The organism is Streptomyces sp. NPDC001848 (genome assembly GCF_042891915.1).
Taxonomy (GTDB): Bacteria; Actinomycetota; Actinomycetes; order Streptomycetales; family Streptomycetaceae; genus Streptomyces.
In genome coordinates this window covers 496,119-522,511 of record NZ_JBIATP010000001.1, presented here as the reverse complement: position 1 = coordinate 522,511, position 26,393 = coordinate 496,119, and the positions used below count along the sequence as shown (strand labels likewise).

The following is a 26,393-nucleotide window of genomic DNA, read 5'->3' as shown; positions in this document are numbered from 1 at the left end:
GGGCCCGTCCCGGACGGGCGGGGCCCGGCTCGCCGGGCCCGTCCGGGACGTCCCTCCGGCATCCATGCCTTCCCAGGACGTCCCCCCCCACGTCCGTGCCCCCGTGGGCCCGTCACGGGCCGTCGCGTCGCCGGAGGCTGCCGTACGACGCGAAACGGGGCCCCGGCCTGGATCTGCCGGGGCCCCGCCTGCTGCGAGCTGATCAGACGCGCGTCGCGGTGACTTCCACACCGTGCTCGGCGGCAAGGCGGTGCAGGTCGTCGAGCTCCGACTGCTCAACCTCCGCGAGGAAGTCGTCGCCGGTTTCGCGGGCCCGCGTCAGGTCGGACTCGGTCGCCCGTATGCGCTGCAGAAGTCCTGCGGTGAATGCGTCCATGCTGCGCCCCCTCGTCCTGGGTCGTGGGTCGGTGGCACGGGGGTGTGCCGTATGGGAAGGGGCGATCACGTCTCCATTGGGTGCCCAGCGCAGCCCTGGCTGGGCGGCGACGGTGCCGGACACCCACGCCCGCTCTACGGGAAACGGTGAGCAGCCGACCACGTGGTGGTGTGCCACATGCAGAGCGTGATCGCGGGGTGTAAAGCCGTCCTCCCCCCGCTCCCTCCGGGGGAAACCTCAACCGTGCGAGAAAATTTCGCATCCCCGGACCTCGGGATCCGCCCCCACGGCCGCTTCCCGCCGTCTTACAGCCGGTTTACGGTCGAAAAGGGCAGGATGGAGGCCTCAACCCGTGACAGAACCTGCCCGTGGGCTGCCCGCAAACGGGTGACCCGGGTGGACAGAGGAAGGACAAGCGACGTGCGCGTACTCGTCGTCGAGGACGAGCAGCTGCTCGCCGATGCGGTGGCCACCGGACTGCGCCGGGAGGCCATGGCCGTCGACGTCGTGTACGACGGTGCGGCCGCCCTGGAGCGCATCGGCGTCAACGACTACGACGTGGTCGTCCTCGACCGCGACCTCCCGCTCGTGCACGGCGACGACGTGTGCCGGAAGATCGTCGAGCTCGGCATGCCCACGCGCGTGCTGATGCTCACCGCGTCCGGCGACGTCAGCGACCGCGTGGAGGGCCTGGAGATCGGCGCCGACGACTATCTCCCGAAGCCGTTCGCGTTCAGCGAGCTCATCGCGCGCGTGCGTGCCCTCGGCCGGCGCACGAGCGTGCCGCTGCCGCCCGTCCTGGAGCGCGCCGGGATCAAGCTCGACCCCAACCGCCGCGAGGTCTTCCGTGACGGCCGTGAGGTGCAGCTCGCCCCCAAGGAGTTCGCCGTCCTGGAGGTCCTCATGCGCAGCGAGGGCGCGGTCGTCTCGGCCGAGCAACTGCTGGAGAAGGCCTGGGACGAGAACACCGACCCCTTCACCAACGTGGTACGCGTGACCGTGATGACGCTGCGCCGCAAGCTCGGCGAGCCTCCCGTCATCGTCACCGTTCCCGGCTCCGGATACCGGATCTGATGACCGTGGCCACGACACCGGCACCACCCACGGCACCGCCCAAGCCCACCTGGGACCCCCGCAGGCCGGAACTGCCGTTCCCCTGGCTGCGCCCGACCATCCGCATAAGGCTCACGCTGCTGTACGGCGGCATGTTCCTGATCGCCGGCATCCTGCTGCTGTCGATCATCTACCTGTTCGCGGCGCACGCGCTCAACGTGGGCAGCGACCTGCCGTTCAAGATCGTCTCGGGCCAGGTCGTCAGCGACACCTGCAACCTGCCGCAGTCACCGGCACAGGCGGGCGAACTCAACGACGCGCTGAGCGCCTGTGCGAACCAACAGCGCCAGCACGCCCTGGACGACCTGCTCAGCCGCTCGCTGCTGGCCCTGCTCGGCCTCGCCGTGATCGCCTTCGCCTTCGGGTACGCGATGGCCGGCCGCGTGCTCTCGCCGCTCGGCCGCATCACCCGCACCGCGCGCGCGGTGGCCGGCTCGGACCTGTCCCGCCGTATCGAGCTGGACGGCCCGGACGACGAGCTGAAGGAGCTCGCGGACACCTTCGACGACATGCTGGAGCGGCTGCAGCGGGCGTTCACGGCCCAGCAGCGGTTCGTCGGCAACGCCTCGCACGAGCTGCGCACCCCGCTCGCCATCAACCGCACGCTCCTCGAGGTGCACCTGTCCGACCCGGGGGCGCCCGCCGAACTGCAGCAGCTCGGCAAGACGCTGCTCGCCACCAACGAGCGCAGCGAGCAGCTCGTGGAGGGCCTGCTGCTGCTCGCCCGCAGCGACAACCAGATCGTCGAGCGCAAGCCGGTGGACCTCGCCGAGGTGGCCTCTCAGGCCATCGACCAGGTGCATGCCGAGGCGGAGGCCAAGGGCGTCGAGATCCGCGGTGAGCGCGCCCCCGTGGTCGTCCAGGGCAATGGCGTCCTGCTGGAGCGGATCGCCTTGAACCTCGTGCAGAACGCGGTGCGCTACAACGTTCCGGAGGGCGGCTGGGTCGAGGTGACCACCCAGGCCCAGCACGGCCAGGCGGTGCTGGTCGTCTCGAACACCGGCCCCGTGGTTCCCGCGTACGAGATCGACAACCTCTTCGAGCCCTTCACCCGGCTACGCACGGAACGCACGGGCAGCGACAAGGGCGTGGGCCTGGGCCTGTCCATCGCGAGGTCCGTCGCACGCGCCCACGGCGGCCACATCAGCGCACAGCCGCGCGAAGGGGGTGGCCTTGTGATGCGTGTCACCCTGCCGCTCTGAGCTCGTGCCGGGACCTCACCCGACGTTCGCTTTGCGCGGAATTTTCGGACAAGCGTTCCGGGTTGTACCGTGTGCGATCGATCACACGGCAGGCTTTTCAGCCACCCACTCTCCGTGACGCTGCGAGCGCCCACAAACCCGGAATATCCGGGTTTTCCGGTGCCTTGATCACGGGTAGTAGGCGGTGAGATGCCTTTGAACTGTGGCACCAGGACCGTGTACGGTCCGCTTCGCCATCCAAGCCGATCACTCTTGAGGAGTCCGGTTGGGTGTCGATTGAGTAACAGACCTTGATGTGAGGCAAAATCTCCGCCTCGAGGCGGGCACAAGTCCGGCCTCTCACGCGTTACGTGCGCTGGAGACACCGCAGACACCCAGAGGGGGAGAGCGAAATGGCAACGGATTACGACACCCCACGCAAGACCGACGACGACGTCGACTCCGACAGCCTTGAAGAGCTGAAGGCCCGGCGGAACGACAAGTCCGCCTCCGCCGTAGACGTCGACGAGTTCGAGGCCGCAGAGGGCCTGGAGCTGCCGGGCGCCGACCTCTCCAACGAGGAGCTGGCCGTCCGGGTGCTCCCGAAGCAGCAGGACGAGTTCACCTGCATGAGCTGCTTCCTGGTGCACCACCGCAGCCAGCTGGCCCGGGAGAAGAACGGTCAGCCGATCTGCCGCGACTGCGACTGAGGCCGGGTCGGCCGTGACCGGCTCGACCCCTCCTTGGAAGCGCCGCTTCCCGAGCAGGGGAGTGGACCAGGAGCCCGACAAGGGCTCCCACGGCGTACGTGACGACGAGCGGGGCTCTTCCGGTGAGGGAACAGCCTCGCTCGAACCGCACGCCCCGGCGGCCCCGGTGGGGCCCCTGGTGCCGGCCGACCCTCCGGCACCTGCCGCACGACGCCGTGCGGTCGCCGTCCGTGAGGGAATCCGCACAGGAATCCGGGAAGGCGTCCGCAAGGGCGGCAACGCGGCCAGGGCGGCTCTGGCGCATCTCGCCGACCGGATCATCGACATGGCCCCGCGCATCCCGGTACGGGACCTCGCCACCCTGCGTCGGCAGTTCCCCGGGCTCGGCCCCGAGGAGATCGCCGACAAACTGGTCGCCGGTGCGGCGGGGGCGACGGCCACGGTCGGTGCCGGAGTCGGCGCCGCGGCGATGCTTCCGGTGCCGCCGGCCATGCCGACCGAGCTGGCCGCGGAGATCACCGGCGTCGCGGCGATCGAGCTGAAACTGATCGCCGAACTGCACGAGGTCTACGGGCTGCGGCCGCCGGGCACCCTCGCTCAGCGCAGCACCCTGTATCTGAGGTCCTGGGCCGGCGAACGCGGGATCGACATGACCAACCCCGCCACCATCGACGCCGCCCTCGGCGGACGCATGAAGCGGGAACTGCGGCAACGGATCATGAAGCGCATGGTGCGGGACCTGCCGAACCTGATGCCGTTCATGGTGGGGGCAGCGGTGGGCGCGGTCATGAACCGCCGCGACACCCGGAGGGTCGCGCAGCGGATCCGCAAGGATCTGCGCAGGATGCAGGTGCCGTGGGAGGCACTGCCGGAACTGCCGCCGTTGGAGCAGCCACCGGGCCCTTCGCCGCTCGGGGAGTGAGCGGCCGTACCGGGCGCCCCGGAGGCCTCTCGGCGTGCCCCGGGCGACCTCGGCGTGCAGCGGGCCTACAGCGTGCCCCGGCTCTCCGCCCGGGCCGCCTTGATCGCCGCCGCCAGCTTCTCCGGTTCCCTGGTCGACAGGTACAGGTACGGCGTCGGGTCGGCCGGATCCGTGACCTCGACCTTCAGGGCCGTCGGGATGTACGCGCGCAGCAGCATGAAAGCCCTCGTGTCCGCCTTGTACGTGCGCCAGGCGCGGGCCTCCTCCTGGTCCAGCACCTCCGCCTCGCCGAGCGCCGACACCGGGATCTTCGCCTCGCCCGCGATCAGCGCGTCGCCGACCACACGGATGCGGATGGAGCCGTAGGAACTGGCCACGACCGCCGAGGCCGCGGTGCCGCCGACCAGCCCGCCGAGCAGCGGAAGCGTGCCGAACGGCAGCAGCACCAGTGCCATGGCCACACCGACCAGGAGGCACATCAGCCACCAGGAGCGGGGCGCGGTCAGGCGTTCTTCGTACGGCGACGCGGAGAGCTGCATGAAGCCAAGCTTGGCACGGTGTCAGCGGCCCGTTCACGCGCGGGTAAGGTCTGCGCCTGTGAGTGGTACTTCCTCCGGTCTGACACCCCCCGCCGACGCGGTGGCACCCGTACGGCACCCCGACGCTCCCGCGCCGGGCGAGCCCCTCGGCGCCCACTACGGGCAGTGCTTCGGGTGCGGCGGAGAGCAGCCGCACGGGCTGCGTCTGGAGGCGCGGGCCGGTGAGGGCGTGTCCGTCACCGCCGAGTTCACCGTCCGGCCCGCCCACCAGGGCGCGCCCGGCCTCGCCCACGGCGGGGTCCTCGCCACCGCCCTCGACGAGACCCTCGGCTCGCTGAGCTGGCTGCTGCGCACCATCGCGGTCACAGGACGGCTGGAGACCGACTTCGTACGGCCCGTGCCCGTGGGTACCGTGCTGTATCTGGAGGCCGAAGTGACGGCGGTGGCGGGGCGGAAGATCTACTCGAGGGCGACCGGGCGGATCGGCGGCCCCGAGGGACCCGTCGCCGTCCGTGCCGAGGCCCTGTTCGTCGAGGTGAAGGTGGACCACTTCACCGAGCACGGCCGCCCGCAGGAGATCCAGGCGGCCATGGACGACCCGGACCAGCTCCGGCGTGTACGAGCGTTCGAGGTGAACCCGTGAGCGACCCCGTGAACGTGCTGATCCGGCGCGTCGACCCGGACGTACCGCTTCCGGCGTACGCGCATCCCGGTGACGCGGGAGCCGACCTGCGCACCACCGTCGACTGCGAACTGGCACCCGGCGAACGGGCCGTTCTCCCCACGGGCGTGTCTGTGGCGCTCCCCGAGGGGTACGCGGCCTTCGTGCATCCGCGGTCCGGTCTCGCCGCACGCTGCGGTGTCGCCCTCGTCAATGCCCCGGGGACGGTGGATGCCGGGTACCGTGGGGAGATCAAGGTGATCGTGGTGAATCTCGACCCGCGCGAGTCCGTGCGGTTCGAGCGCTTCGACCGGATTGCCCAACTGGTCGTCCAGCAGGTCGAGAGGGTCCGCTTCCAGGAGGTCGCGGAGCTTCCCGACTCCGCGCGGGCCGAGGGGGGCTTCGGGTCCACCGGCGGTCATGCCGCCGTGGGCGGCACAACGGGTGGGAATCGATACGCTTCGGTCGTATCCGACCGGGAAGGACAGTGACGTGTTCGGACGTCGCAAGAAGAAGGGTGCCGCCGAGGACGCGGCCGGCGAGGCCGAGCAGGTCGTCGACGGTGTCGACACTGAGGCGGACGACGAGGTCGAGCGCGAGCGCGTGAGGCTCGAGCCGGAGCCCAGGCCCGACGGGCCCTGGGACGTGTCCGAGGTCCGCGAGCCCGGCGAGGGCCGGGTCGACCTGGGCGGGCTGTTCGTGCCCGGGGTCGAGGGCATGGAGCTGCGCGTCGAGGTCGCCGGCGACGCGATCGTCGCGGCGACCGTCGTACTGCGCGACAGTGCCATCCAGCTCCAGGCGTTCGCCGCGCCCAAGCGCGAGGGCATCTGGGGCGAGGTGCGCGAGGAGATCGCCGGCGGCATCACCCAGCAGGGTGGCATCGTCGACGAGGTCGAGGGGCCGCTGGGCTGGGAGCTGCGCGCGCAGGTGCCGGTGCAGCTGCCGGACGGCACGAGCGGTTTCCAGGTCGTGCGGTTCGTCGGCGTGGACGGGCCCCGTTGGTTCCTGCGGGGCGTGATCTCCGGGCAGGGCGCCGTGCAGCCGGAGGCCGCCGGTCTGCTCGAGCAGATCTTCCGCGACACGGTCGTGGTCCGTGGCGACGGCCCGATGGCGCCGCGCGACCCGATCGTCCTGAAGCTGCCGAACGATGCGCAGATGGTGCCCGAGGGCGTCCAGCAGGAGGAAGGCGCCTCCCGCTTCTCCGGCGGCATGGGCCAGCTCCAGCGCGGCCCGGAGATCACCGAGGTCCGCTAGCAGGCGGGACGCTGTCGAGGGCAGCACCACCATGGGGCCGCACCCTCGCCGAGGGGCGCGGCCCCGCGTGCTTTCCCCGTGGCGGACACCGGCCCGCAGGGCTGCATCAGGGATGCGTCAAAGATGCCCCACCCCACGTCTCACGCCCCATATGCGGTGATTGTTGGCCGTAAGGTCGACGCAGCGTGCGCAGCTGCGGCGGAAAGACACCGGAAGACAATGGGGCCATGGGACGCGGCAAGCTTCGGATCTACCTCGGTGCGGCACCGGGCGTCGGCAAGACCTACGCCATGCTGTCCGAGGCGCACCGGCGCGTCGAGCGGGGCAGGGACTGCGTGGTCGGCTTCGTGGAGCACCACGACCGGCCGCGTACCGAGGTGATGCTGCACGGACTGGAGCAGATCCCGCGCAGGGAGCTCGAGTACCGGGGAAGCGTCTTCACCGAGATGGACGTGGACGCCGTGCTGCGCCGCGCCCCTGCCGTCGCCCTGGTGGACGAACTCGCCCACACCAACGTCCCCGGCTCCCGCAACGCCAAGCGTTGGCAGGACGTGGAGGAGCTGCTGGCCGCCGGGATCGACGTCGTCTCCACCGTCAACATCCAGCACCTGGAGTCCCTCGGCGATGTCGTGGAGTCCATAACGGGCATACGGCAGCGCGAGACCGTCCCCGACGAGGTGGTGCGCCGCGCCGACCAGATAGAGCTCGTCGACATGTCCCCACAGGCGCTGCGGCGGCGCATGGCGCACGGCAACATCTACCAGCCCGACAAGATCGACGCCGCTCTGTCGAACTACTTCCGGCCCGGAAACCTGACCGCCCTGCGCGAGCTGGCCCTGCTGTGGGTGGCGGACCGGGTCGACGAATACCTGAACGAGTACCGCAGCCGGCACCAGGTGTCGGCGATCTGGGGCTCCCGCGAGCGGATCGTCGTCGGCCTCACCGGCGGCCCGGAGGGACGGACCCTCATCCGCCGCGCCGCCCGTCTCGCCGAGAAGGGCGCCGGCGGCGAGGTGATGGCCGTCTACATCGCCCGCAGTGACGGGCTCACCTCCGCCTCGCCCAAGGAACTCGCCGTCCAGCGCACCCTCGTCGAGAACCTGGGCGGAACGTTCCACCATGTGGTGGGCGACGACATCCCGGCGGCGCTGCTCGACTTCGCCCGCGGGGTGAACGCCACCCAGATCGTCCTCGGCTCCTCGCGCCGCAAGACCTGGCAGTACGTCTTCGGGCCCGGCGTCGGCGCCACGGTCGCCCGCGACTCCGGGCCCGACCTCGACGTGCACATCGTCACCCACGAGGAGGTCGCCAAGGGCCGCGGCCTGCCGGTGGCCCGGGGCGCCCCCCTGGGCCGTACCCGCATCATCGCGGGCTGGCTGGCCGGTGTGCTCGGCCCGGCCGTGCTCGCGCTGCTGCTGAACACGGTCGACCTGGGCCTCGCCAACGACATGCTGCTGTTCCTGGCGCTCACCGTGGCGGCGGCCCTGCTCGGCGGGCTCCTCCCGGCGCTCGCCTCGGCGGCCCTGGGCTCGTTCCTGCTGAACTACTACTACACGCCTCCGCTGCACCGGCTGACGATCGCCGACCCCCGGAACATCGTCGCCATCGCGATCTTCGTCTCGGTCGCGGTGTCGGTGGCCTCGGTGGTGGACCTCGCCGCCCGGCGCACCCACCAGGCGGCCCGGCTGCGCGCCGAGTCCGAGATCCTCTCCTTCCTCGCGGGCAGCGTGCTGCGCGGCGAGACGAGCCTGGAGGCGCTTCTGGAGCGGGTGCGGGAGACCTTCGGCATGGAGTCCGCGGCGCTGCTGGAACGCGAGAGCGACGTCGCGCCCTGGATCTGCGCGGGCAGCGTCGGCCCGGGCACCCCGGTGGAGCGGCCGGAGGACGCGGACGTGGACGTCCCGGCCGGAGACCACATGGCGCTCGCGCTGTCCGGGCGCGTCCTGCCCGCCTCCGACCGCCGGGTGCTGGCCGCCTTCGCCGCGCAGGCCGCGGTCGTCCTGGACCGGCAGCGTCTGCAGCAGGAGGCGGAACAGGCCCGCACCCTCGCCGAGGGCAACCGCATCCGTACCGCCCTGCTGGCCGCCGTCAGCCACGACCTGCGCACCCCGCTCGCGGGCATCAAGGCGTCGGTGACCTCCCTCAGGTCGGACGACGTGGAGTGGTCGGAGGAGGACCGCGCGGAGCTGCTGGCGGCGATCGAGGAGGGCGCCGACCGGCTCGACCACCTGGTCGGCAACCTGCTCGACATGTCCCGCCTCCAGACCGGCACCGTCACCCCGCTGATCCGGGAGATCGACGTCGACGAGGTGGTCCCGATGGCGCTCGGCGGAGTGCCGGAGGACAGCGTGGACCTCGACATCCCGGAGACGTTGCCGATGGTCGCCGTGGACGCCGGGCTGCTGGAACGCACGGTGGCGAACCTCGTCGAGAACGCGGTCAAGTACAGTCCCCTCGGCACCCCCGTCCTGGTCGCCGCCAGCGCCCTCGCCGACCGGGTGGAGGTACGCGTCGTCGACCGCGGCCCCGGCGTCCCCGACGAGGCGAAGGAACGCATCTTCGAGCCCTTCCAGCGCTACGGCGACGCCCCCCGCGGCGCCGGCGTCGGCCTGGGCCTCGCGGTCGCCCGCGGCTTCGCCGAGGCCATGGGCGGCACCCTGAACGCGGAGGACACCCCCGGCGGCGGGCTCACGATGGTCCTCACCCTGCGGGCCGCGAACGGCGTCCACCACCCCGTACGACTCGCCGAACCAGAAAGGCAGACCACATGACCCGGGTGCTCGTGGTCGATGACGAGCCGCAGATCGTGCGCGCCCTCGTGATCAACCTCAAGGCACGCAAGTACGACGTCGACGCGGCCGGCGACGGCGCGACCGCCCTCCAGCTCGCCGCCGCCCGCCACCCCGACGTCGTGGTGCTGGACCTCGGGCTGCCCGACCTGGACGGCGTCGAGGTGATCAAGGGGCTGCGCGGCTGGACCCGGGTGCCGATCATCGTGCTGTCCGCCCGGCACTCCTCCGACGAGAAGGTCCAGGCGCTGGACGCGGGTGCCGACGACTACGTCACCAAGCCGTTCGGCATGGACGAGCTGCTGGCCCGCCTGCGCGCCGCCGTCCGCCGCGCGGAGCCGACCGGGGGCGGCGAGGACGACGTGATCGTGGAGACCGAGGGGTTCACCGTCGACCTGGCCGCGAAGAAGGTCAACCGGGCCGGGAATGACGTACGCCTCACCCCCACCGAGTGGCACCTGCTGGAGGTCCTGGTCCGCAACATGGGCCGGCTGGTCAGCCAGAGGCAGCTGCTTCAGGAGGTGTGGGGGCCGTCGTACGGGACGGAGTCGAACTACCTGCGGGTGTACATGGCCCAGCTGCGACGGAAGCTGGAGGCGGACCCGTCGCACCCGAAGCACTTCATCACGGAGCCGGGGATGGGGTACCGCTTCGAGAAGTGAGCCGCATGCGAGGACGTCACCGGGGAGTCGTGCGGGCGGGGGCCGTGCTGCCGGTACGTCGCTGACGGCGCCCCCCGGTACGCTTTCTGTATGAGCGCTGTTCCTCGTTCCGAAAAGCCGGTGGGCCGCCTCCGGCGCATGCTGGACCGGCTCTCCTCGTCGCAGGAGGACCTGGAGTCGGAGGAACTGCGGGAGGACGCCGAGACCGCGGGCTGTACGCGGATCGGCGACTGCCACGACCGACAGATCGTCACGGTAACTGGTACCTTGCGCACGGTCACGCTGCGCCCGCGGGCCGGCGTCCCGGCGCTGGAGGCCGAGCTGTTCGACGGTTCGGCCGCGCTGGACGTGGTGTGGCTCGGCAGGCGCTCGATCGTCGGGATAGAGCCGGGGCGCAAGCTGATCGCGTCCGGCCGGATCTCGATGAGCCGGGGCCGCAGAGTGCTGTTCAACCCCAAGTACGAACTCAGACCGCTCGGACGGGAGTAGCCGGTGACGTCACTCGAGAAGCCGACCGAAGACGCCCAGCAGGATTCGCGGGCGGTGACGGAGGCCGCGCTCTTCGAGGCGTTCGGCGGTGTCCGCGGCATGGTCGAGACCGTGGTGCCCGGCCTGTTCTTCGTCACCATCTTCACGATCAACAAGAACCTGCACTGGTCGGCGATCGTCGCGCTCGCGGTGTCCCTGCTGCTGGTGGTGGTCCGCCTCGCCATGCGGGACACCGTGAAGCACGCGTTCAGCGGTGTCTTCGGCGTGGCGTTCGGCGTGGTCTTCGCGATGATGACCGGCAACGCGAAGGACTTCTACCTGCCGGGCATGCTCTACACGCTGGGCCTGGGCCTCGCGTACATCATCACCACGCTCGCCGGGGTCCCGCTGATCGGCCTGATCCTCGGCCCGGTCTTCAAGGAGAACCTCTCCTGGCGCACGCGCAACCCCGGCCGCAAGAAGGCCTATGCGAAGGCCAGTTGGGCCTGGGGGCTGATCCTGCTCGGCAAGTGCGCGATCCTGTTCCCCCTGTACTGGTGGGCGAACACCGCCCAACTGGGCTGGGTGCTGATCGCGTTGAAGATTCCGCCGTTCCTGCTCGCCGTGTGGCTGACCTGGGTGTTCCTGGCGAAGGCCCCCGCGCCCATCGACGTGTTCGCGGAGATGGAGGCCGAGGAGGCCGCGGAGGCTGCGGCCAAGAGGGAAGGGACAGCCGGGCGGCACCGTCGGGAGGCTTAGCCCCCGGGTGCCGTCCGGGGGCTGCCGCCCCCACATCCCCGCTGTCGAGCGGACCCAAGGGTGCGCCCGGACATCCCAGGCGCACCCGAACCACACCCTCGCGGCTAGCCGGCCGCGTCCTCCCTGCGCACCGACAGCAGCTCCTCGAGCTGCCCCTCGCGTGCCTGGGCCGCCACGAACAGAAGTTCGTCGCCCGCCTCCAGGGAGTCCTCCCGGGACGGGGTCAGGACCCGGGTGCCGCGGATGATCGTCACCAGGGACGTGTCCTCGGGCCACTGCACGTCGCCCACCTGCGTCCCCGCCAGGGCCGACTCGGGCGGCAGGGTCAGCTCCACCAGGTTCGCGTCGCCGTGGCTGAAGCGCAGCAGACGGACCAGGTCGCCGACGCTCACCGCCTCCTCCACCAGCGCCGACATCAGGCGCGGCGTGGACACGGCCACGTCCACGCCCCACGCCTCGTTGAACAGCCACTCGTTCTTCGGGTTGTTGACCCGCGCGACGACGCGCGGGACGCCGTACTCCGTCTTCGCCAGCAGCGACACGACCAGGTTCACCTTGTCGTCGCCCGTCGCGGCGATCACCACGTTGCAGCGCTGGAGCGCCGCCTCGTCCAGGGACGTGATCTCGCAGGCGTCGGCCAGCAGCCACTCCGCCTGCGGGACCCGCTCGACCGAGATGGCGGTCGGCGCCTTGTCGATGAGAAGGACCTCGTGGCCGTTCTCCAGCAGTTCGCCCGCGATCGAGCGACCGACCGCGCCGGCACCGGCAATGGCGACTCTCATCAGTGACCGCCCTCCTCTTCAGGGCCCTCGGCGAACGTCGCCTCGACCTTGTCGACGTCGTCCGTCCGCATCATCACGTGCACGAGGTCGCCCTCCTGCAGCACCGTCTGCGAGGTGGGCAGCATCGCCTCGCCCAGCCGGGTGAGGAACGCCACCCGGACGCCGGTCTCCTCCTGCAGCTTGCTGATCTTGTGGCCGACCCACCTCGTCGACGCGTGCACCTCGGCGAGCTGCACCCCGCCGGTGGGGTCACGCCACAGCGGCTCCGCACCGGACGGGAGCAGACGCCGCAGCATCTGGTCCGCCGTCCAGCGGACCGTGGCGACGGTCGGGATGCCGAGCCGCTGGTAGACCTCGGCGCGACGGGGGTCGTAGATCCGGGCGGCGACGTTCTCGATGCCGAACATCTCGCGGGCCACCCGCGCCGCGATGATGTTCGAGTTGTCGCCGCTGGACACGGCGGCGAAGGCACCGGCCTCCTCGATGCCCGCCTCGCGCAGGGTGTCCTGGTCGAAGCCGACGCCGGTGACACGACGGCCGCCGAACCCGGAGCCCAGTCGTCGGAAGGCGGTGGGGTCCTGGTCGATCACGGCGACCGTGTGCCCCTGTTGCTCCAGGGTCTGGGCCAGAGCGGAGCCCACTCTTCCGCAGCCCATGATGACGATGTGCACGACCGTCCTTCCGATGTCAATGGTTACGACTCAGTCCACACAGGTTCTCAGACCGCCGCCCAAGCTACACACGCGCGGTCGTCCAGGGGACCCCCGTGCACCATGCCCGGGCCCGTCGTGCGGGGAACCTCGGGGACGGCAGCCGAAGGGGTTTTGTCATGGAGGCACGCCGAACCCCTCACCTGCGGAATCCGCAGCGCGCCCCCGCACGGATTTCACTCGTGAGGCAGATCTCCTCCGGCGGGTGGAGGGGCGCCCGAACGACCCCTTACGATCCTCTGCTGTGTCCAAACTGACCGACGTGCCCAAACGGATCCTGATCGGGCGCGCACTGCGCAGCGACCGGCTGGGCGAAACGCTCCTGCCGAAGCGCATCGCACTCCCCGTCTTCGCCTCCGACCCGCTCTCCTCCGTCGCGTACGCGCCCGGAGAAGTTCTGCTGGTCCTGTCCATCGCGGGCGTGTCGGCCTACCACTTCAGCCCCTGGATCGCCGTTGCCGTCGTCGTGCTCATGTTCACGGTGGTCGCGTCCTACCGGCAGAACGTGCACGCGTATCCGAGCGGCGGTGGCGACTACGAGGTGGCCACCACCAACCTGGGTTCCAAGGCCGGCCTCACCGTCGCGAGCGCCCTGCTCGTCGACTACGTCCTCACGGTCGCCGTGTCGATCTCCTCCGGCATCGAGAACCTGGGCTCCGCGATCCCGTTCGTCGTCGAGCACAAGGTGTTCTGCGCGGTCGCCGTGGTCGTGCTGCTCACGCTGATGAACCTGCGGGGCGTCAAGGAGTCCGGCACGCTGTTCGCCATCCCGACGTACGTCTTCGTGGCGGGCGTCTTCGTGATGATCCTCTGGGGAGCGTTCCGCGGGCTGGTCCTCGACGAGACGATGCGGGCGCCCACGGCCGCGTACCAGATCAGGGCCGAGCACCAGGGCCTGGCGGGCTTCGCGCTCGTCTTCCTCCTCCTGCGCGCCTTCTCTTCCGGCTGTGCCGCGCTCACCGGCGTCGAGGCGATCTCCAACGGCGTCCCGGCCTTCCGCAAGCCCAAGTCGAAGAACGCGGCGACCACGCTCGCGATGATGGGCCTGCTCGCCGTCACCATGTTCTGCGGCATCATCGCCCTGGCCATGACGACCAAGGTCCGCATGGCCGAGAACCCGGCCACCGACCTGCTCCGGGGCGGCAGTCCGCTCGGTTCCGGATACGTCCAGAACCCGGTGATCTCGCAGGTCGCCGAGGCCGTCTTCGGCAAGGGCAGCTTCCTGTTCGTCGTCCTGGCCGCCGCCACCGCACTGGTGCTGTTCCTCGCCGCGAACACCGCCTACAACGGCTTCCCGCTGCTCGGGTCGATCCTCGCCCAGGACCGCTACCTGCCGCGCCAGCTGCACACCCGCGGCGACCGCCTCGCCTTCTCCAACGGCATCGTGCTCCTCGCCGGCGCGGCGACATTCCTGATCTTCCTCTACGGAGCCGACTCGACCCGGCTGATCCAGCTCTACATCGTGGGCGTGTTCGTGTCCTTCACGCTCAGCCAGACCGGCATGGTCAAGCACTGGAACCGCCACCTGGCCGTCGAGACCGACCAGGCCAAGCGCCGCCACATGATGCGCTCGCGCGCCATCAACGCCTTCGGAGCCTTCTTCACCGGCCTGGTGCTGGTCGTCGTCCTGGTCACGAAGTTCACGCACGGTGCCTGGGTCGCCCTGCTCGGCATGTGCATCTTCTACGCGACGATGACCGCGATCCGCCGCCACTACGACGGCGTGGCCGCGGAGCTCACCGCGCCCGAGGGCCCCAGCGACGACAGCGTGCGCCCCTCCCGGGTCCACTCGGTCGTCCTGATCTCCAAGATCCACCGCCCCACGCTGCGCGCCCTGGCCTACGCCAAACTCCTGCGCACGGACACCCTGGAGGCCCTCAGCGTCAACGTCGACCCGGCGGAGACCAAGGCGCTCAAGGAGGAGTGGGAGCGGCGCGGCATCGACGTACCGCTGAAGATCCTCGACTCGCCGTACCGGGAGATCACCCGCCCGGTGATCGAGTACGTCAAGGGCCTGCGCCGCGAGTCCCCGCGCGACGCCATCTCCGTGATCATCCCCGAGTACGTGGTGGGCCACTGGTACGAGCATCTGCTGCACAACCAGAGTGCGCTGCGGCTCAAGGGCCGGTTGCTGTTCACGCCCGGTGTCATGGTGACCTCGGTGCCGTACCAGCTGGCGTCCTCGGAGGCGGCCAGGCAGCGGGCCCGCAGGCGGCAGGAGTGGAACGCGCCGGGCGCGGTGCGTCGGGGCCCGGCCCAGGAGCGCACGCGAGAGGCGTCGGCCTCCCGGGCTTCCCAGGACTGAGGCGGCCCGGGCGGTTGGTGAACGGCCGGCCGACACCCACGTAGACTGGTGGGCTGTTGTCCGGCCGAGCCGTCGTCGTGTTCGTCCCCCTTCTCGAAATCTGGATCTGGAGTCGACCCCCCATGCAGGCAGAACCGAAGAAGTCGCTGGTGGGGGAGGAGTACGAGGTCGAGATCGGCCCCGTCGCCCACGGCGGCCACTGCATCGCCCGGACGGACGAGGGCCAGGTCCTCTTCGTCCGGCACGCCCTGCCCGGCGAGCGGGTCGTGGCACGGGTGACCGAGGGCGAGGAGGGAGCCCGTTTCCTGCGCGCGGACGCGGTCCGGATCCTGGCGGCCTCCAAGGACCGCATAGAGGCGCCCTGCCCCTACGCCGGCCCCGGCCGCTGCGGCGGCTGCGACTGGCAGCACGCCAAGCCGGGCGCACAGCGCAGGCTGAAGGCGGAGGTCATCGCCGAGCAGCTGCAGCGACTCGCGGGCCTCACGCCCGAGGAGGCGGGCTGGGACGGCACGGTGGTGCCGGCGGAGGGTGACAAGCTGCCGGCGGGCGAGGTGCCGCAGTGGCGTACGCGGGTGCAGTACGCGGTGGACGCGTCCGGCAGGGCGGGCCTGCGCCGACACCGCTCGCACGAGGTCGAACCGATCGACCACTGCCTGATCGCCGCCGAGGGCGTCAGCGAACTGGGCATCGAGAAGCGGGACTGGACGGGCATGGAGTCCGTCGAAGCGATCGCGGCGACGGGTTCACAGGACCGCCAGGTGATCCTCACCCCCAAGCCGGGCGCGCGCCTGCCCCTGGTGGAACTGGACAAGCCGGTCTCGGTCCTGCGGGTCGACGAGAAGTCGGGCGGCGTGCACCGCGTCCACGGCCGCCCCTTCGTCCGCGAACGCGCCGACGGCCGTACGTACCGCGTCGGGGCCGGCGGCTTCTGGCAGGTCCATCCCAAGGCGGCGGACACGCTGGTGGCGGCGGTGATGCAGGGGCTGCTGCCGCGCAAGGGCGACACGGCGCTGGACCTCTACTGCGGCGTCGGCCTCTTCGCGGGAGCGCTGGCCGACCGGGTGGGGGAGAAGGGCGCGGTCCTCGGCATCGAGTCCGGCAAGCGCGCGGTGGAGGACGCCCGGCACAACCTGGCCGACTTCGACCGGGTCCGCATCGAACAGGGCAAGGTCGAGTCGGTCCTGCCCCGCACCGGCATCACGGAGGCCGACCTGATCGTCCTGGACCCGCCGCGCTCGGGAGCGGGCCGCAGGACGGTGTCCCACCTCTCGTCACTGGGGGCCCGGAGGATCGCCTACGTCGCCTGCGATCCGGCGGCCCTGGCACGGGACCTGGCGTACTTCCGGGAGGGCGGGTACCGGGTGCGGACGCTGCGGGCGTTCGATCTGTTCCCGATGACCTCGCACGTGGAGTGCGTGGCGATTCTGGAGCCGGTGGGCAAGGGGGCCTGACCTGCGGGCCACCTCGTACTCCTCGCGCAGGAGGGCGTGGACCTTGCGGGCCCCGCAGACGCTGTAGTTGGCCTCGCGGATCCGGCATCTCCTCGGTGAGGTGCTCGTCTCGCAGGCTGCGGGCCGAGGACGGGCGGGTGCGGGCGGCGTAGTAGGTGCTCGTCACGATCGGCGCGTCCGGCCCGGCGAGGACGTCGCGATCGGCTGGACGCCGAACGTCTCCTTGTACTGGTCGATGTAGGCGGCCTTCATCTCAGTGGACGGTCCAGCTCCGCGGCGAAGAAAGCCGCTGCGATGGCGGTCAAGGCAACGCCGTCGACCTGCCGCTGGAGCAGCATCTCGATACTCCGCGGTTCACTTGCTGACCGAGTAGGAGTGCGCGTAGGTTCCGGCCGGACCGCCGCCGTCGACGATCAGGTACTCGTCGCGGATGGCCGTCCGGCCAGCCGGCCGGTTTCCAGGATGTCGCGGGTTGCGACGGCGTAGCGGGCCTGGGCGGACAGGGAGGAACCGGACATGTGCGGGGCCATGCCGTGGTGCGGCATGGTGCGCCAGGGTGGTCGGCGGGAGCCGGCTGAGGGTGCAAGACGTCGCCCGCGTAGCCCGCCAACCGGCCGAGGCTTCTTCTTCCCCATGCTCTCCATGATGGAGATTCTCCCGGTGCAGAACCCCTGATCTCGGATGTCCGTCAAAGCGGATGAAGCCCAGAGCGAAGTTGCTCCGGTTCGGCGTGGCCGATCGCCACCGAGACGACAGTGGCGTGTCATGTGTTTCCGCGGAGGAAGGCGTCGCCGACCCGCACGCGGACGATTTCGACGCGGCGCCATACGTCCGAGACGGCGTACGGTTCGATGGCCAGCCACGCGTCCAGTTCGGCACGCGACGGGAAGTCGAGGATCAGCACTGAGCCGATCATCCTGCCGTCGTCGTCGACGATCGCCGAGCCGTGGAGCATCCGGCCCTCGGCGGTGAGTTTCGCTCCCAGCTCCAGATGGCGTTCGCGGACCGCGAGCCGCCGGTCCTGCGCACCGGGGTCGGTGCCGTCGTACCCCGTGACCATGAACTGCATCGTGCCTCCTGTCCGGGTGGTTACGGGCGGCCGAGTGCCCGGAACGTCCAGCCGGCGGCACGCCACCGGGCCGCGTCCAGGGCATTGCGGCCGTCGACGATCCGCTGCCGTGCCACCGTGCGGCTCAGCTCACCGGGGTCGATGTCCCGGAACTCCGCCCACTCGGTGAGGTGCAGCACCGCGTCGGCCCGGTAGGCCGCCTCGCCAACCGAGTCGGCGAAGGCCAGCGCCGGGAACGCCTTGCGCGCGTTGTCCGTCGCCTTGGGGTCGTAGACGGTCACCTCGGCGCCCTCGCGCTGGACCCGGTCGGCCACCGCGAGCGCCGGCGAGTCGCGGATGTCGTCGGAGTCGGGTTTGAAGGCCGCGCCGAGCACAGCGATCCGCCGCCCCCGGAAGGCCCCCCCGACGAGTTCCCTGGCCAGGTCGGCCACTGCGGCGCGCCGCCGCAGATTGACCTCGTCCACGTCGCGCAGGAACCGCACGGCAGGGCCGACGCCCAGTTCCTCGGCCCGCGCCATGAACGCGCGGATGTCCTTGGGCAGGCAGCCCCCGCCGAAGCCGACCCCTGAGCGCAGGAACCGGCCGCCGATCCGCGGGTCGTACGCGAGCGCCTCCGCCAGCCGCTCCACGTCTGCCCCGGCGACCTCGCACACCTCGGCCATGGCATTGATGAACGAGATCTTCGTCGCCAGGAACGAGTTGGCCGCGACCTTGACCAGCTCCGCGGTGGCCAGGTCGGCGACCACCAGGGGCACCGGTTCGGAGCCGTCCTGCGGGTCGAGCAGCGGCGCGTAGACCTCGCGCAGCAGCCGCTCGGCCCGGCCCGACGCGACACCGATGACAAGCCGGTCCGGCCGTAGGGTGTCCCGCACCGCGAAGCCCTCGCGCAGGAACTCCGGGTTCCAGGCCACTTCGGCGTCCCGCCCCACCGGGGCCAGCTCCGCGAGCCGGGACGCCAACCGTTCGGCCGTGCCGACCGGCACGGTGGACTTGCCCACCAGCAGACACGGGCGTCGCAGATGCGGGCCGATTCCTTCCACGACCGCGTCCACGTAGGCCAGTTCAGCGCCCGGCCCGTCGGCGCGCTGCGGGGTGCCCACGCAGAAGAAGTGCACCTCGGCGAAGCCGGCCACCTCCTCGTACGAGGTGGTGAACCGCAACCGCCCCGAAGCGAGCTGTTCGCGCAGGAGCGGTTCGAGTCCGGGTTCGTGGAACGGGAGCCGTCCCGCCGACAGAGCCGCGACCTTCTCGGTGTCCACGTCCATGCCCAGCGTCTCGAACCCGAGCGCGGCCATGCAGACTGCGTGGGTGGCCCCGAGATATCCGGTGCCGATCACGGAGATACGGCGCTCGGGGGGTATCAGCGGCGCCGGAGCACCGGAGTCGGTTGCGTTCCTCATGGCAGAACTCCTCGGCATCGTCTCACTGTTCGGGGTGGGTGCGGGCACGTCAGCCGACCTGCCGACCCCTCGCGACGGGCGCGGTCACGGCAGCCGCCTTCTCCGCGGACCGCCTGCGCAGCCCGTCCGCGCTCAGCAGTCCCAGGGCGATCCAGATCAGGACGAATCCGCTCCAGCGTGAGGCGGGCATCGCCTCGTGGAACAGCAGGACACCGATCAGCAGTTGCAGCACCGGAGTGAGGTATTGCAGCAGCCCGATCGTGGTGAGGGGGATCCGCCGGGCGGAGGCCGCGAACAGCAGAAGCGGGCCCGCGACCGTCACCCCGCCCACGGCGAGCAGCACCGGGTGCCACGGCGCGTCGTGGGTGAACGTCCCGTGCCCGGTGGCCACGTAGACGGCCAGACCGGCTGCGGCCACCGGGCCCAGGGTGAGCGACTCGGTGGTCAGTCCCACGATCGCCCCGATGTCTCCGCCCACCTGCTTCTTGATCAGCCCGTAGAGGGCGAACGAGCCGGCCAGGACCAGCGCGATCCACGGCAGCCGACCGTAGTCGACCGTGAGGACGGCCACGGACAGCACCCCCAGGGACACCGCCGCCCACTGCAGGGGGCGCAGCCGCTCGCGCAGGACGAGCACCGCGAGCGCCACGGTGACCAGGGGGTTGATGAAGTACCCCAGCGACGCCTCGATGACATGGCCGGAGTTGACGGCGTAGACGTAGCAGCCGGAGTTCACCGCGAGCACGCCGGCCGCCCCCGCCAGGGTCGCCACGCGCCGCCGGAGGCGGAGCAGTGTGCGCAGTTCGAGCATGGCTCCGGAGACCCTGGTGATCAGCAAGCACAGCGGCAGTGTCCACAACAGCCGGTGCAGAAGGATCTCCAGTGCGCTGGAGCTCTCCAGGAGCCGGAAGTACAGCGGGAACAGGCCCCACAGGGTGTAGGCGGCGACCCCGAACAGGAGCCCTTGGCGTGAGGTGTTCATTGCGCTGTCTGCCCGTTCCTTCTCGCTGTCGCGAGGGCGCCTCGGGGGCGGAAGCGGCTGATCCGCCGACATGCCTCCTCAAGGACGTCGTCCTCCTTGGCGAAGCAGAACCGCAGCAGCCCCTCGCCGGTCCCGCCCCGATAGAAGGCGCTGCCCGGCACCGATGCCACACCGCCGTGCTCCAGGACCGCGACCGCCGCGTCGTGGGCGGTGGCGAAACCCCAGTCGGTGACATCGGCGAGGACGTAGTACGCCCCGTCCGGAACGATGGGCGACATCCCGGCCTCGGTTAGCGCGCCGCACAACCTGTCACGTTTGCGCTGGTAGTCCGAGGCCATCCGGGCGAAGTACGTGGGCGGCAGTGAGAAGCCTGCTAGCACGCCGTGCTGAAGGGGGTTGGGCGCGCACACGTAGTACAGGTCGTTGACCAGGGCGATCGCCTGGGACAGCGGTTCGGGCGCCACCGTGTAGCCGAGCCGCCAGCCGGTGATGCTGAACGTCTTCGACAGCCCCATGATGGTGACCGAGCGGGACCACAGGCCACCCACCGCGGCGGGCGAGAGGTGCGCCCGGCCGTCGTAGCGGATGTACTCGTAGATCTCATCGCTGATGACGAGCAGGTCCCGATCGTGGGCGACCCGCGCGACCGCCTCCAGTTCGGCCCGGCAGAACATCTTGCCGCTGGGGTTCGACGGGGTGCACACCACGATGGCGCGGGTGTTGGGGCGCAGCGCCGCCCGCAGCGCCTGCTCGGTGAGGGTGAACTCCGGTGGCGCCAGGGTGAGGAACTGCGGTTCGAGCCCGGCGATCACCGCGCCGTTGACGTGGTATCCGTAGTACGGCTCCATGATCAGGATGCCGTCGCCGGGGTTGAGGAGCGCGTTGACGGCCGCGGCGTACCCGCCAGTCGCGCCCACCGTGACCACGATCTCGCCGTCGGGCCGGGCTTGGAGGTCGTTGTCGCGTGCCAACTTCTCCGCGATGGCCCGGCGCAGGGCGAGGTGACCCTCGGGATAGGTGTAGATGCTGTCGTTGCGGTCGATGGCCGCCTTGGCCGCGTCGGCGACGGCCGGAGGGGTCGGCAGGTCGCAGATCCCCTGGCCGAGGTTGATGGCCCCGGCCCGGTCGCTCTCCCGGCTCATCCGGCGGATGTCGGACTGGGCCAGGCCGCGCAGCCGGTCCGCAACGAAGTTCATGGTCGTCGTGGGGTGGTCTCTTCGCGTCATCAGGAGGTCCCCTGCTGTACCGCAAGGAGTTCGGTGGCAGGCACGCCGGCGAAGTGGGCGATGGTGCGGCGCAGCCCCTCCTCCAGGTCGATCTTCGGTTCCCAGCCGAGCAGGGCGCCGGCCCGGGAGATGTCGGGGCGGCGGCGTGTCGGATCGTCCTCGGGGAGCGGGTGGAAGGCCAGTTGCGACGACGAGCCGGTGAGCCGCTTGATCTCCCGGGCGATGCGCTCGACGGTCGTCTCCTGCGGGTTGCCCAGGTTGATCGGCTCGGGGCCGGTGCCGGTGGCCATGAGGCGGACGATGGCCTCGACGAGGTCGTCGACGTAGCAGAAGGACCGGGTCTGGCTGCCGTCGCCATAGATGGTGAGGGGCTCGCCGCGCAGCGCCTGCACGGTGAAGTTCGACACCACCCTGCCGTCGTCCTCGTGCATGCGCGGCCCGTAGGTGTTGAAGATCCGCCCCAGCCGGACCTCCACGCCGTACTGTCGGGCGAAGCTCACCGCGAGCGCCTCCGCGCAGCGCTTGCCCTCGTCGTAGCAGGCCCGGACGCCGATGGGGTTGACGTGCCCCCAGTAGCCCTCGTGCTGGGGGTGCACCTCGGGGTCGCCGTACACCTCGGAGGTGGAGGCGATGAACAGCCGGGCGCCGGTCTCGCGCGCCAGCTCCAGGGTGTTCAGGGTGCCTTGCACGCAGGTTCTGATGGTGCGCACCGGGTTCCGCTGGTAGTGCACGGGCGAAGCCGGGCAGGCGAGGTGGTGGATCTCGTCGATCTCGATGTGGAAGGGTTCGGCGACGTCGTGCCGCGCGAACTCGAAGCGGGGGTGCTCCAGCAGGTGGCCGATGTTGCGCCGCCGCCCGGTGAAGAGATTGTCCATGCAGACGACCTCGTGGCCGTCGGCGAGAAGCCGTTCGCAGAGGTGTGACCCGATGAAGCCGGCCCCACCCGTGACAAGAACGCGTTTGCGCATTGGGGGTTGACCTTTCACCACGCAATGAAGTGACGGGGCAGTGGAGTGAGACCGAGGGCCGCAGGCGGTACGGCTACCGCATGGAGAGGCCGCCGTTGCAGTCAATCGTTTCTCCGGTGACGAAGGTGCTGTCGATCAGGTACTCGACGGTGCGGGCGACGTCCTCCACCGTGCCGGTCCGCTTCAGTGGGGTGTTCTCGATGAACTGCTTCATCTTCTCCGCGGAGGTGACGCGCTCGTGGAAGCGGGTGTCGATGATTCCGGGCGCCACCGCATTGACCCGGATGTGCGGGGCCAGCTCATGGGCGGCGCCCCGGGTGAAGGCGTCCATGGCGGCCTTGGAGGCCCCGTAGGCGGTCGCGGTCGGTGCTCCGTGGCGCATGGCGATCGAGGTCATGTTGATGACACACGGGTGGCTGCCCTTGCGCAGCAGCGGGGTGCACAGACCGGTCAGCCGCATCGCGGAGAACGTGTTCAGCGCGAACGTGGCGGCGAGGTGGTCCCAGGCCAGACTATCCACTGACTGCCGCTCGATCATTCCGCCCGCGTTGTTGACCAGGGCGTCCAGGGTGTCGGTGTGCTTGCTGATCTCCTCGAACAGCGCCGTACAGCCCGCGTCTGAGGTCAGGTCGGCCTCGACGACATCGACCCCGGCGCCCACCGGCGCGAGTTCTTCCTGCAGGGCGAGGGCGTCCGTCTTCGACGTGTGGTATTGCAGAATGAGCCGGTTCCCGGGGGCCAGCCGCCGTGCGGTCGCCGCCCCGATGCCCATTCCGGCACCCGTGATCACGATGGTCTTCTTTGGCATATACTCATCCATTCCACGAGGGTCACGGCCCCGTTCTCGTGCAAGGGGTGGGCGGCGTCCTCTGCTACGCCGAACCGAGGGTGACGTGCTGTGCGCCCGAGGGGTAGGTGACGTCCCGGAACCTCAGGGCGAGTTCCTCGGGAACGCTCATGTTGACCGCGTGCTTCTTCGCCTGAGCGGTCAGCAACTCCGGCTTCCGGGCCCAGTCGGGCACCGTCTCCCAGCAGGTGCGCGTCGCGCCGGCCAGGATCTCCCGGACCTCGTCCGGCGTCACGTTGCCCGAGGTCCGCGAGTGCTCCAGGGCCAGCGCCAGTTCCTTCTTGGCGTTGACCGCGCACATCGTCCACTTGGGCAGCACGGTCATCGTGGCGCCGGGGTGGACCCCGAAGACGCCGATGTTCCGCCGCACCCGCGAGTCCGAGACTGTGTTGATGGCGACCTTGAGGTAGACCCCCAGGATCTTCGACCTGCGCAGCTCCGGGTAGAACTCCCGCAGCCGGTTCACCGTCCGCTCGGCGCGCTCCCGCATCTCCGGGTGTCCCTCGGCCAGGTAGCGCGCGTAATCGGCCGGGGGGGCGCAGGAGACCGGGTCCATCACGATGTTCATCACATGCGCGGCCGGAGGGTGGTAGATCATCGCGACGTGCTCGTTGAGCGGGCTGAGCATGCCGCCGTAGGAGTCCTCCAGCTTCAGGCAGGTGAAGTTCTTGTCCGTGCCGTCAGGGAGGTCGACGTAGAGGATCTCCCGCAGGGCCATGAACAGCTGTGGGAACTCGATCTCCGGGTTGAGCCGCTTGGCCATCCCGAAGGCGTACGTCGCGCCGCAGAGGCTGACCTGGTCGGCGACCAGCGTGTCGGAGGTCCCGTCGGCCGCCGTGTAGACCACCTCGTACCGGCCGTCGGCGCGGCGGCTCACCGATCCCACGCTGCTGCCCTCGCGGAAGTCGACCCCGCACTGCCGCAGCTCCCAGTCGAGCACGGTGGACACGAGCACCGGATTCATCCCCCGCTGGGGGGTGAGGAAGCCGGCCGCCACATCGTTGACACCCTCGACGGCCGGGACCTCGCGGCAGATCACCGACGGCTCGCCGAAGACGGCGTTCACCGGGTCCTCCTCGCACCGCTGGGCGTAGTGCGAGCGGATGACGTCCATATTGGCGCGGCACTGGCCGACGATGTCGTGGCCGTCGTCCATCATGCTCTGGGACGCGATGATGCGGCTGTAGGTCTTGCCGCCGTAGATCAGCTCGGGGAAGAACTGCTCATTCTCGATGCGGCCGTCCAGGCAGTCCCGTGCGCTCTGCGGATCGAAGGGGTACTCGGCGCCGCTGTGGTTCTCACTGACGATGTTGCTGGTCCGGGTGCACACGGGGTACGTGCCCTCGGAGCGCGCCCGCTGCTCCTCCAGGACGACGACCTCGTAACCCGCGCGGCTGCGGGTGATCGCGGCAAGACAGCCGGCGATCCCCGCGCCAACGACCACATGGATTTCCTTGCGCTTCATCAGCCACCCTCCGGGACTGTGACGGTCGCGTACTTGGCCTGCACGTCCCTCAGTGCGGCGGCCACCCCGTGGATGTGGTCCTCCGTGTGGTTGGCCGCGATGCACAGCCTCAGCTGTGCAGACTTCCGCCGGACGATGGGGAAGAAGACGACGGAGGCGAAGTAGCCCGCGTCGAGCAGCTCCTCACCGGCCTTGAGGGCGTTCTCCTCGTCCCCGATCGGAACCATCCGGATGGGGCTGAACGGCAGGGGCCGCCCCATGAGTTCGTCGAACAGCGCCACCCGCTCGCGCAGGGTCCGCTGCAGCGGGGCGATCGCCCCCTCGTGGTGCAGGTCCACCACGGCTCGACACGCGTAGACCGCCTGGAAGGTCTGCGCCGCAGAGAACGCGTAAACCTGGCCGTAGGAGCGGATGAGCCGCTCCCGCCACTCGCCCTGGACGAGGAGGCCGCCGCCGTAGGCACCGAATCCCTTCGAGAGCGAGTAGGTCAGGATGACACGGTCGGGAACGTCGCCCCCGGTCTGGCTGAGGAGTTGCCCCTCACCCCGCTCCCCGAAGATGCCAAGGCCGTGGGCGTCGTCGACGTAGAGGAAGAAGTCCAGTTCCTCCGCCATGTCCAGGAGTTCGCGGGCGGGGCACAGCCCGCCCATCGAGTAGATGCCGTCGGCCACGTACACCGGAGTCTCTCCCCGCGCCCGCGCCGCCATCACCTGCCGCCTGAGGTCCTCGAGCGAATTGTGCGGGACCGACTCGACCGTCGCCTCCGCGGCCAGCACCGGCTTCAGATACTGCATGGACGAGTGGGCGAACTGGTCGAAGATCAGGCACGCCTTCCGCGTCGCACCCTCCTCGAAAAGCACACCGCTGGCGAGCAACGGCATCAGGGAGATGTGAGCGGTGGTCGTCGAGGGGAACGTGATGGCGCGGCCCCGGTAAAGCTCCGACAACTCCTCTTCGAGCAGTCGCTGTGCCTCGAAGGAGAAGCGCGAACGAGCGCAGCAGAAATTCATTCCCCACTCGTCCTCCACCGACTTCGAGGCCGCGATGACCCGGGGGTGGAGGTCGAGGCCCAGATAGGAGCAGTTCACGAACTCGACCACGTCCCGGCCGTCCGGGAGGAATACGCTCTTGCCTTTGCGTCCGGTGATGCTGACCTGCATCAGGTTGCTGCCGACCGCGCGCTTGTACTGGGCGGACGACTCCTTGATGACGAAGGGGGTGTTCCTGAGCCGGGTCGGTTTGGAAGGTTCTGTCATATCGACCTCGATAAGATTCGGATGCTACTGGGCGTGACGAGAAGCCGCACCGGCACATCGCACGTTCTGGCGGAAGACGGGACATGCGTACGCCCGGGAGTTGACACTCCGGTACGCCCCGGATCCGGGGCAGATGATTATCCGCGAAATCCGGGAAGGTGTGATCACACCGAAAACACGCGGCGTCGGCCAGCGTGGAGGTAAACATTAGGTGGATCGGCGGCATTCAGGAACCAGCGCGGAACCGAAAGCCGTCCCGAACGGAAGTCGTCAGCAAAAATGCTCGAATCTGCTCGACAGCGCGGTACTCCCCCGTGCCCCCTCCCTGTAGCGCTTAAATGAAAAGCTAACAGAGACGCGAGTCGTGGGGCAACAACGCCCTGAGGTATGGCCTGTTCATGCCTACGCTCTTCCCTCGGTTTCTTGGCTGCCTCGGATGTGACCCCGGTGTACCGCCTCGTGGCGCTATCTGGAACTGGCCGGATTTCATTGTTATCA

At 70.0% G+C, this 26,393-nt stretch carries 25 protein-coding genes and 1 pseudogene; 13 read left to right on the top strand and 13 right to left on the bottom strand.

Annotated elements, in window-relative coordinates; all coding sequences use genetic code 11:
* Nucleotides 1-202: 202 nt before the first annotated feature.
* The gene (locus ACFYZJ_RS02400; RefSeq protein WP_388561937.1) at nucleotides 203-376 is read right to left on the bottom strand and encodes a hypothetical protein; all 174 of its coding nucleotides are present in this window, start codon (nucleotides 374-376) and stop codon (nucleotides 203-205) included.
* A 420-nt stretch (nucleotides 377-796) separates the two neighbouring features.
* Here ACFYZJ_RS02400 and ACFYZJ_RS02395 point away from each other — a divergent pair, with 420 nt between their 5' ends.
* The 4 genes from ACFYZJ_RS02395 (at nucleotide 797) to ACFYZJ_RS02380 (ending at nucleotide 4,302) form a co-directional block, all read left to right on the top strand.
* Nucleotides 797-1,450, top strand: a complete 654-nt coding sequence (locus ACFYZJ_RS02395) for a response regulator transcription factor (protein WP_010353034.1) — start codon at nucleotides 797-799, stop codon at nucleotides 1,448-1,450.
* A 5-nt stretch (nucleotides 1,451-1,455) separates the two neighbouring features.
* Complete coding sequence (locus tag ACFYZJ_RS02390; protein WP_388562214.1) at nucleotides 1,456-2,691, top strand: sensor histidine kinase; 1,236 nt, start codon at nucleotides 1,456-1,458, stop codon at nucleotides 2,689-2,691.
* A gap of 392 nt (nucleotides 2,692-3,083) precedes the next feature.
* Nucleotides 3,084-3,380 (top strand): DUF4193 domain-containing protein, encoded by a 297-nt coding sequence (locus tag ACFYZJ_RS02385; RefSeq protein ID WP_003993510.1) that lies wholly within the window; start codon nucleotides 3,084-3,086, stop codon nucleotides 3,378-3,380.
* A 13-nt stretch (nucleotides 3,381-3,393) separates the two neighbouring features.
* The gene (locus tag ACFYZJ_RS02380) at nucleotides 3,394-4,302 is read left to right on the top strand and encodes a hypothetical protein (RefSeq protein WP_388561935.1); all 909 of its coding nucleotides are present in this window, start codon (nucleotides 3,394-3,396) and stop codon (nucleotides 4,300-4,302) included.
* A 65-nt stretch (nucleotides 4,303-4,367) separates the two neighbouring features.
* Here the strand turns inward: ACFYZJ_RS02380 and ACFYZJ_RS02375 are convergent, their stop codons facing one another.
* Nucleotides 4,368-4,841 carry a DUF3093 domain-containing protein gene (locus tag ACFYZJ_RS02375; protein ID WP_388561933.1) on the bottom strand — a complete coding sequence of 158 codons (474 nt, stop codon included), beginning with the start codon at nucleotides 4,839-4,841 and terminating at the stop codon, nucleotides 4,368-4,370.
* Nucleotides 4,842-4,899: 58 nt separating this feature from the next.
* Between ACFYZJ_RS02375 and ACFYZJ_RS02370 the strand changes: the two genes are divergently transcribed.
* The 7 genes from ACFYZJ_RS02370 to ACFYZJ_RS02340 all read left to right on the top strand — a co-directional run bounded on the left by ACFYZJ_RS02370 (nucleotide 4,900) and on the right by ACFYZJ_RS02340 (nucleotide 11,434).
* Nucleotides 4,900-5,484: a PaaI family thioesterase gene (locus ACFYZJ_RS02370; RefSeq protein ID WP_388561931.1), complete on the top strand. Its 585-nt coding sequence runs from the start codon at nucleotides 4,900-4,902 to the stop codon at nucleotides 5,482-5,484.
* Nucleotides 5,481-5,993, top strand: a complete 513-nt coding sequence (dut, locus tag ACFYZJ_RS02365; RefSeq protein WP_388561929.1) for a dUTP diphosphatase — start codon at nucleotides 5,481-5,483, stop codon at nucleotides 5,991-5,993. Before ACFYZJ_RS02370 ends, dut begins: the two co-directional genes overlap by 4 nt.
* Nucleotide 5,994: 1 nt before the next feature.
* Nucleotides 5,995-6,756 (top strand): DUF3710 domain-containing protein, encoded by a 762-nt coding sequence (locus tag ACFYZJ_RS02360; RefSeq protein WP_388561927.1) that lies wholly within the window; start codon nucleotides 5,995-5,997, stop codon nucleotides 6,754-6,756.
* Nucleotides 6,757-6,983: 227 nt separating this feature from the next.
* Nucleotides 6,984-9,527, top strand: a complete 2,544-nt coding sequence (locus ACFYZJ_RS02355; protein ID WP_388561925.1) for an ATP-binding protein — start codon at nucleotides 6,984-6,986, stop codon at nucleotides 9,525-9,527.
* The gene (locus ACFYZJ_RS02350; protein ID WP_388561923.1) at nucleotides 9,524-10,207 is read left to right on the top strand and encodes a response regulator; all 684 of its coding nucleotides are present in this window, start codon (nucleotides 9,524-9,526) and stop codon (nucleotides 10,205-10,207) included. The genes ACFYZJ_RS02355 and ACFYZJ_RS02350 overlap by 4 nt, the downstream gene beginning before the upstream one ends.
* Nucleotides 10,208-10,297: 90 nt before the next feature.
* Nucleotides 10,298-10,696 (top strand): OB-fold nucleic acid binding domain-containing protein, encoded by a 399-nt coding sequence (locus ACFYZJ_RS02345; RefSeq protein ID WP_200418474.1) that lies wholly within the window; start codon nucleotides 10,298-10,300, stop codon nucleotides 10,694-10,696.
* A gap of 3 nt (nucleotides 10,697-10,699) precedes the next feature.
* Nucleotides 10,700-11,434, top strand: coding sequence for a DUF3159 domain-containing protein (locus ACFYZJ_RS02340; RefSeq protein WP_388561920.1), 735 nt, complete (start codon nucleotides 10,700-10,702; stop codon nucleotides 11,432-11,434).
* 104 nt (nucleotides 11,435-11,538) lie between these two features.
* Here ACFYZJ_RS02340 and ACFYZJ_RS02335 read toward each other — a convergent pair whose 3' ends face one another.
* Nucleotides 11,539-12,216: a TrkA family potassium uptake protein gene (locus ACFYZJ_RS02335; protein ID WP_200418472.1), complete on the bottom strand. Its 678-nt coding sequence runs from the start codon at nucleotides 12,214-12,216 to the stop codon at nucleotides 11,539-11,541.
* Nucleotides 12,216-12,887 (bottom strand): potassium channel family protein, encoded by a 672-nt coding sequence (locus tag ACFYZJ_RS02330; RefSeq protein ID WP_388561918.1) that lies wholly within the window; start codon nucleotides 12,885-12,887, stop codon nucleotides 12,216-12,218. The genes ACFYZJ_RS02335 and ACFYZJ_RS02330 overlap by 1 nt, the downstream gene beginning before the upstream one ends.
* 283 nt (nucleotides 12,888-13,170) lie before the next feature.
* On the opposite strand from ACFYZJ_RS02330, the gene ACFYZJ_RS02325 reads away from it, so the two are divergent.
* Both ACFYZJ_RS02325 and ACFYZJ_RS02320 read left to right on the top strand, forming a co-directional pair.
* Nucleotides 13,171-15,231: an APC family permease gene (locus ACFYZJ_RS02325; protein WP_388561916.1), complete on the top strand. Its 2,061-nt coding sequence runs from the start codon at nucleotides 13,171-13,173 to the stop codon at nucleotides 15,229-15,231.
* A gap of 122 nt (nucleotides 15,232-15,353) precedes the next feature.
* Entirely contained in the window at nucleotides 15,354-16,682 is a 1,329-nt protein-coding gene (locus ACFYZJ_RS02320; protein ID WP_388561914.1) for a class I SAM-dependent RNA methyltransferase, read from the top strand.
* A 354-nt stretch (nucleotides 16,683-17,036) separates the two neighbouring features.
* On the opposite strand, the pseudogene ACFYZJ_RS02315 reads toward ACFYZJ_RS02320, so the two are convergent.
* From ACFYZJ_RS02315 to ACFYZJ_RS02275, 9 genes and pseudogenes are all read right to left on the bottom strand, one after another.
* Nucleotides 17,037-17,298, bottom strand: a pseudogene (locus ACFYZJ_RS02315) (NAD-dependent formate dehydrogenase); the annotation flags it as partial.
* Nucleotides 17,299-17,445: 147 nt separating this feature from the next.
* The gene (locus ACFYZJ_RS02310; protein WP_066951871.1) at nucleotides 17,446-17,751 is read right to left on the bottom strand and encodes a YciI family protein; all 306 of its coding nucleotides are present in this window, start codon (nucleotides 17,749-17,751) and stop codon (nucleotides 17,446-17,448) included.
* 20 nt (nucleotides 17,752-17,771) lie between these two features.
* A complete protein-coding gene (locus ACFYZJ_RS02305; RefSeq protein WP_388561912.1) occupies nucleotides 17,772-19,151 on the bottom strand; it encodes a UDP-glucose dehydrogenase family protein in 1,380 nt (459 codons plus the stop codon).
* Nucleotides 19,152-19,200: 49 nt separating this feature from the next.
* The gene (gene rarD / locus ACFYZJ_RS02300; protein ID WP_388561910.1) at nucleotides 19,201-20,133 is read right to left on the bottom strand and encodes an EamA family transporter RarD; all 933 of its coding nucleotides are present in this window, start codon (nucleotides 20,131-20,133) and stop codon (nucleotides 19,201-19,203) included.
* On the bottom strand, nucleotides 20,130-21,359 hold the full coding sequence (locus ACFYZJ_RS02295; RefSeq protein ID WP_388561908.1) for a pyridoxal phosphate-dependent aminotransferase: 1,230 nt from the start codon (nucleotides 21,357-21,359) through the stop codon (nucleotides 20,130-20,132). Before ACFYZJ_RS02295 ends, rarD begins: the two co-directional genes overlap by 4 nt.
* Nucleotides 21,359-22,327, bottom strand: a complete 969-nt coding sequence (locus tag ACFYZJ_RS02290; protein WP_388561906.1) for a UDP-glucuronic acid decarboxylase family protein — start codon at nucleotides 22,325-22,327, stop codon at nucleotides 21,359-21,361. Before ACFYZJ_RS02290 ends, ACFYZJ_RS02295 begins: the two co-directional genes overlap by 1 nt.
* Before the next feature lie 73 nt (nucleotides 22,328-22,400).
* The gene (locus tag ACFYZJ_RS02285; RefSeq protein WP_388561904.1) at nucleotides 22,401-23,135 is read right to left on the bottom strand and encodes an SDR family NAD(P)-dependent oxidoreductase; all 735 of its coding nucleotides are present in this window, start codon (nucleotides 23,133-23,135) and stop codon (nucleotides 22,401-22,403) included.
* Nucleotides 23,136-23,199: 64 nt separating this feature from the next.
* Nucleotides 23,200-24,639, bottom strand: coding sequence for an FAD-dependent oxidoreductase (locus ACFYZJ_RS02280; RefSeq protein WP_388561902.1), 1,440 nt, complete (start codon nucleotides 24,637-24,639; stop codon nucleotides 23,200-23,202).
* On the bottom strand, nucleotides 24,639-25,895 hold the full coding sequence (locus ACFYZJ_RS02275) for an aminotransferase class I/II-fold pyridoxal phosphate-dependent enzyme (protein ID WP_388561900.1): 1,257 nt from the start codon (nucleotides 25,893-25,895) through the stop codon (nucleotides 24,639-24,641). The genes ACFYZJ_RS02280 and ACFYZJ_RS02275 overlap by 1 nt, the downstream gene beginning before the upstream one ends.
* Nucleotides 25,896-26,393: the final 498 nt, after the last annotated feature.

Coding starts and splice junctions, on each gene's coding strand:
- ACFYZJ_RS02375 (WP_388561933.1), bottom strand. CDS start 4,841: ATGCAGCTCTCCGCGTCGCCGTACGAAGAACGCCTGACCGCGCCCCGC.
- rarD (WP_388561910.1), bottom strand. CDS start 20,133: ATGAACACCTCACGCCAAGGGCTCCTGTTCGGGGTCGCCGCCTACACC.
- ACFYZJ_RS02275 (WP_388561900.1), bottom strand. CDS start 25,895: ATGACAGAACCTTCCAAACCGACCCGGCTCAGGAACACCCCCTTCGTC.
- ACFYZJ_RS02355 (WP_388561925.1), top strand. CDS start 6,984: ATGGGACGCGGCAAGCTTCGGATCTACCTCGGTGCGGCACCGGGCGTC.
- ACFYZJ_RS02335 (WP_200418472.1), bottom strand. CDS start 12,216: ATGAGAGTCGCCATTGCCGGTGCCGGCGCGGTCGGTCGCTCGATCGCG.
- ACFYZJ_RS02305 (WP_388561912.1), bottom strand. CDS start 19,151: ATGAGGAACGCAACCGACTCCGGTGCTCCGGCGCCGCTGATACCCCCC.
- ACFYZJ_RS02350 (WP_388561923.1), top strand. CDS start 9,524: ATGACCCGGGTGCTCGTGGTCGATGACGAGCCGCAGATCGTGCGCGCC.
- ACFYZJ_RS02280 (WP_388561902.1), bottom strand. CDS start 24,639: ATGAAGCGCAAGGAAATCCATGTGGTCGTTGGCGCGGGGATCGCCGGC.
- ACFYZJ_RS02400 (WP_388561937.1), bottom strand. CDS start 376: ATGGACGCATTCACCGCAGGACTTCTGCAGCGCATACGGGCGACCGAG.
- ACFYZJ_RS02345 (WP_200418474.1), top strand. CDS start 10,298: ATGAGCGCTGTTCCTCGTTCCGAAAAGCCGGTGGGCCGCCTCCGGCGC.
- ACFYZJ_RS02310 (WP_066951871.1), bottom strand. CDS start 17,751: ATGCAGTTCATGGTCACGGGGTACGACGGCACCGACCCCGGTGCGCAG.
- ACFYZJ_RS02285 (WP_388561904.1), bottom strand. CDS start 23,135: ATGCCAAAGAAGACCATCGTGATCACGGGTGCCGGAATGGGCATCGGG.
- ACFYZJ_RS02385 (WP_003993510.1), top strand. CDS start 3,084: ATGGCAACGGATTACGACACCCCACGCAAGACCGACGACGACGTCGAC.
- ACFYZJ_RS02290 (WP_388561906.1), bottom strand. CDS start 22,327: ATGCGCAAACGCGTTCTTGTCACGGGTGGGGCCGGCTTCATCGGGTCA.
- ACFYZJ_RS02295 (WP_388561908.1), bottom strand. CDS start 21,359: ATGACGCGAAGAGACCACCCCACGACGACCATGAACTTCGTTGCGGAC.
- ACFYZJ_RS02320 (WP_388561914.1), top strand. CDS start 15,354: ATGCAGGCAGAACCGAAGAAGTCGCTGGTGGGGGAGGAGTACGAGGTC.